Below are 3,965 nucleotides of genomic sequence, written 5' to 3' on the forward strand. Positions count from 1 at the left end.
AGCTACTACGGACAATTGGCGCGCGCCAAGCTCGGACTGCCGCAGCTCGCGCTGAACGAGCCGCCGCGCGAGCGCGGCGCCGGGCGGCTGGAGATCGTCCGCGCCGTGCAACTGCTCTACGATCTCGACGAGGGCGAGATCGCGATTCCGATTTTCGCCGACATGGGCGAAAACGGCGATCCGGAAGCCCTGGTCGGCCTCGCCGAACTCGCGGCCCATCACGACGACGCCCGCGCCATGCTGCTCGTCGGCAAGGCCGCGCTCAATCGCGGGCTGCCGTTCGACAGCTACGCCTATCCGGTCACGGGGATACCGGCCTACCAGGCGATCGGGCCGGAGGTCGAGCGCAGCGTCATCTTCTCGATCGCGCGCCAGGAGAGCGCCTTCAATCCGCGCGACGTCTCGGCGGCGCAGGCCTACGGGCTGATGCAGGTGACGCCGGATGCCGGACAATATGTCTGCAAGCGGGCGGGCGTGGCCTTCGACCTCAAGCGGATGAAGACCGATCCGGTCTACAACACCGCGCTTGGCGCCGCCGAGCTCGGCGGCCTGCTCGACGACTATCGGGGCTCCTACATCATGACCTTCGCCGCCTACAATGCCGGCCGCGGCAGCCTGAAGAAATGGATCGAGCGCTATGGCGATCCGCGCGATCCCAAGGTCGACGCGGTCGACTGGGTCGAGCTGATCCCGTTCTCCGAGACCCGCAACTACGTCGAGCGCGTGATCGAGAATCTGCAGGTCTATCGCGCCCGCTTCGGCGGCGGCAAGCGGCTGCAGATCGAGGCCGATCTGCACCGTGGCGCGGTCGAATAACGGGCCTAACTAACGACACCCCTTCGTCAGCAATCAAGCTGCGCTCCTTCGGCGGAGCCGACATGAAGAAAAACCCCCGGCAGTTTCCTGCCGGGGGTTTCGACTTGGAGGCTTGTCAAACGATCTGGATCAGAAGTTGCGCTGAACGCGAACGTTGAGGGAGATGGTGTCCTGGTTCTTGTAGGCGTAGGTCGAGGTCGGCTCCGGGGCGCCCGGCGAGAAGGTCGCGCTGCCCGTGAAGCCCTGGTTCAGATGGGTCCAGATGGTTTCGGCCGAGAACGTCAGGTTCTTGACCGGAGTCCACCGGGTGACCGCACCCAGCATCGAGATCGAGTAGTTCGGGTTGCAGGTATAGGTCGTACCCTGACCTGCGACTGTGACGCCGTAAGCCGCGCAGAACTCGCTCTGAGCCGTGGAGTCGTACCGCACCCAGGCCATGCCGCCGAACAAGCTGGTCGACCAGTAGGGATCCCAGTTGTGGTTGAACGCGCCGCGGACACCGTAGGAGGTGGTCAGGTGGATCTGACCATCGCCGCCGAACGCGGTCGGCAGGTAGACGCCGTCCGAGGTCGCACCGAAGCCGACGCTGCCATTGGGTCCGAGCTGGCCTGGAACACCACCCATCATCAGGAAGGTGGGTGAGGTCGCGCTGGTCGAGACCGTGTTCTTGGTATCGCCCTTGGCCCAGGTCGCATCGAACTTGATGTCGTCGCCGGGACCGGTCGGGATGTTCTTGATCTGCAACGCAGCCATCACCGAGCCGCCGTACTTGGAGTCGGGATGCCCCGACAGCACGGAGTCGTTCAGGGCAGTCGTACCCGCCAAGGGAGCGCCGGCCGTCGTGAGCACGTTGTACGAAGCGTTGACTTCATGCAACTCGCCGGACAGCTGGAACAGGCCCCAGGCCTGGTCGACACGCACGTTGGCGACGACGTCAGGCATATACCAGCCGCCATAGGCGTTGGTGCCGACACCGGCCGCACTGACGGCGCCTGCCAAACCAGGCGCAGTGCCACCAGCAGCCAGGTTCAGCAGCGGGGTGCGGTTGAAAACGGTCGGATCATCGAGACCGATGCTGGCCGACACGCCGTTGCCGAACTGCGCGGTGTACTGGATGTTGTTGACGCCGGTGACGGAGTCTTCGCCGCCGATCAGGAACGACGAGTTGTTGCCGGGATAGCCATTCCAGGGTGTCGCATAGGCCGAGGACGACTTACCGAAGGTGAAGCCGGCGAACTGGATGAAGACATATTCGACCGCGACATAGCCGCCGCCGACGCCATCGAGCAAGCTGCTGCTAAGACCGCTGAGAGAAGCAGCCGGCGAGGTGGTGGCAGGCGCAGAGTTACCGAAGTCATTGAACTGGAAGTCGCCCTGCGCGAAGGTCCGGACGACGCCGTATTCGGTCGCGGTACGGGTATCGACCGTCAGCGCCATACGGGAACGGACCTGGGTGTAGTCGCTGAAGCGAGTCCCTAGTCCGGCGTTGCCGGACCAAGCCGGATCATCGTAAACGCCGCTGCCGTTGAACGTACCATCGACGCGCAGATAACCGCCGATCTTGATGCAGGTGTCGGTGCCGGGAATGTACCAGAACCCGGCGCCGTATAGCGAGCAGACCCTCACGTATTCGACCGCTTTGGCCTTGACGGGAAGATCAGCTGCCTGTGCCCCACCCATGGCGAGCAGAGCCGCCGCTGAGCCGAGGACAAGGCTCTTGACCATCTTCATGTTAAACCTCCAAGTTGCTCTATCAGGGAAGGTTCCGGATCCGCTGGGTGAAACACCCTGGAGTTGGTCCCCTTGTCCCCACGACCCGTCGCTAAGCCACATCGCGCTATCGCACACACCCGCGTGAAAGCGAGAGGACTTAGCGAACGACCTAAAACGGGACGACGTCGGGATGCCCCCCTCCGTCGCGCCACCACAATTACCGAACGACCCTGCACAGGCAATAAAGGAACCGCCCGGAAAGGCTCCGCTGAGCGCATTTTTGGACGGGTGTTGCTCAAATAACACGCAACCGTGATCGATCCTTCCTTGTAAGCCTCTGAAAAATATTGATCTTTTAAACAGGTCCGTTCCGACGCCTCGATTGCCCGCTAGGCACGCGGGTACCGCGCTGTCCACGCGTAGGCGCGAGCGCATCGAATCGCCCGATCCCGCATCGCCTTGAAGTGCCGGATTCGCGCCGCGCCATCGCGCCGGCCGAGCAGCGATCCGGCTCGACCTCATTGGAGCGGGACTCGGCCCCTGCCCGATTGGCCGACACGGGTCATGAGGGCCCCGGAGATGCACGCGGGAACCACCGCGGTGGACAAGCCCATCCGGCCGGTCGCGACCGAAACCGGCAGCCGCCGATCCAACAAACAATCGGCTCGCCAAGCCACATACCCTTCATCTGCCGCTTGCGGCGCGACGCGGCGTCGGGCATATCGGCGAGCATTGGAGACGTGGCCGAGTGGCTGAAGGCGGCGGTTTGCTAAACCGTTATAGGGTTGTAAAGCCCTATCGAGGGTTCGAATCCCTCCGTCTCCGCCAGATCCCGTGTGTCCGGCCCGGACACTTGGGCAACGGAACGTACCCAGGGCATGGGAGACAACCTCGTGCCGAACGGGGTGTCGCGGGGTTTCAAGGTCGTTTGCGCCAAAGTCGATGCGGGTTGACGCCGCTCGCATGCGATCCGGCGGAGTGCAGCGCGACGCATCCGTGGCATGAGCGATTTTGCTCGGCTCGCGCTGTCGCCGTCAACCCAGCGCTTCGCGCCCATGGCGCCTTCGGGAGTTGACCGCGACAGCGGAGCCAAGCAAGTGGCCGTCATGCCAAGAATGCACGAGAGCGCGTCTCGATCAGGGCTTTGCGGTCGTAGCTATACATCGGTGACGGGCTTCGGGCCGAACGGGTTGTCGAGAGGTTGCAACGTCTTCTCGAGGTCGAAATATCCCAGATCGTAATGCATGAAGCTGACGAGCCAAATGCCGTCGTCGACTTCCTGCGACTCGTCGGTGAGCTAATTTTAGAGATGCCTGTTCCGGAGATGTTATCCGACGCTGTGCAATTTTTCGATCAACCCAATTGGCGGCTCGACGAGCGATTTCGAAATTCTAATCGTATCAGCCTGCTCTCCGAACCTCATGCTGAGGAGCATC

At 63.0% G+C, this 3,965-nt stretch carries 3 protein-coding genes, 1 tRNA gene and 1 pseudogene; 3 read left to right on the top strand and 2 right to left on the bottom strand.

Annotated features, from left to right (window positions below):
- On the top strand, positions 1 to 816 hold an 816-nt coding region (locus tag WCB02_RS23840), incomplete at its 5' end, for a lytic transglycosylase domain-containing protein (protein ID WP_423962015.1).
- A 129-nt stretch (positions 817 to 945) separates the two neighbouring features.
- On the opposite strand, the gene WCB02_RS23845 is transcribed toward WCB02_RS23840, so the two are convergent.
- A complete protein-coding gene (locus WCB02_RS23845) occupies positions 946 to 2,547 on the bottom strand; it encodes a porin (protein ID WP_423962017.1) in 1,602 nt (533 codons plus the stop codon).
- A 716-nt stretch (positions 2,548 to 3,263) separates the two neighbouring features.
- Between WCB02_RS23845 and WCB02_RS23850 the strand changes: the two genes are divergently transcribed.
- A tRNA-Ser gene (locus WCB02_RS23850) sits at positions 3,264 to 3,357 on the top strand.
- A 328-nt stretch (positions 3,358 to 3,685) separates the two neighbouring features.
- Here WCB02_RS23850 and WCB02_RS23855 read toward each other — a convergent pair.
- Positions 3,686 to 3,811, bottom strand: a pseudogene (locus WCB02_RS23855) (IS481 family transposase); the annotation flags it as partial.
- On the opposite strand from WCB02_RS23855, the gene WCB02_RS23860 reads away from it, so the two are divergent.
- Positions 3,770 to 3,965 (top strand): hypothetical protein (locus WCB02_RS23860; RefSeq protein ID WP_423962018.1); only part of this gene is annotated, 196 nt, incomplete at its 3' end. The pseudogene WCB02_RS23855 and the gene WCB02_RS23860 sit on opposite strands and share 42 nt — an antisense overlap.

Origin of the sequence: Bradyrhizobium sp. (genome assembly GCF_049581145.1) — a bacterium.
Taxonomy (GTDB): domain Bacteria; phylum Pseudomonadota; class Alphaproteobacteria; order Rhizobiales; family Xanthobacteraceae; genus Bradyrhizobium.